The 550-nt window shown below is 75.3% G+C and carries 1 protein-coding gene; it reads left to right on the top strand.

Annotation, left to right across the window (positions count from 1 at the left end):
- Positions 1 to 550, top strand: a 550-nt coding sequence (locus ABD644_RS22670) for an HNH endonuclease signature motif containing protein (RefSeq protein WP_486303492.1), incomplete at both ends; no start/stop codon positions are given.

Below are 550 nucleotides of genomic sequence, written 5' to 3'. Positions count from 1 at the left end.
CCGGCACCGTGAACGGGCTGGCGATCACCGCCGCACACGCCCGCGAGCTGCTCACCCGCATCGGCGCCCTCGGCCTGCACGCCCCCGACGGCGGCAGCCTCACCTTCGCGGTCACCGACGCCGACGGGCGGCTGCTGGCCACCACCACGGTGGCCGAGCTGCTGCGGGTGGCCAGAAAGGGCTGCGCGCAGCACCCCGGCGCGGACTGCGGCTGCCCGGTGCTGGGCGCGCCCGCCGCCACCGACGGCTACCAGCCCACCGGCCGGCAGCAGACCTTCACCAAGACCCGGGACCGCACCTGCCGGATGCCCAACTGCGGGCAGCGGGTCGGCTGGGCCGACCTGGACCACGTCGTCCCGCACTCCTGCGGCGGGCAGACCGCCTGCACCAACCTGTGCTGCCTGTGCCGGTCGCATCACCGGCTGAAGACCTTCGCCCGCGGCTGGCAGTTCGTCATGGAGCCCGACGGCACCCTGCACGTCACCACCCCGTCCGGGATCACCCGCACGACCTGGCCACCGGGCCTGCGCCGACCCCCACCCGAACCACC

This window comes from Blastococcus jejuensis, assembly GCF_039534705.1.
Classification (GTDB): domain Bacteria; phylum Actinomycetota; class Actinomycetes; order Mycobacteriales; family Geodermatophilaceae; genus Blastococcus_B; species Blastococcus_B jejuensis.
This window is presented reverse-complemented; position numbering and strand designations above follow the sequence as displayed.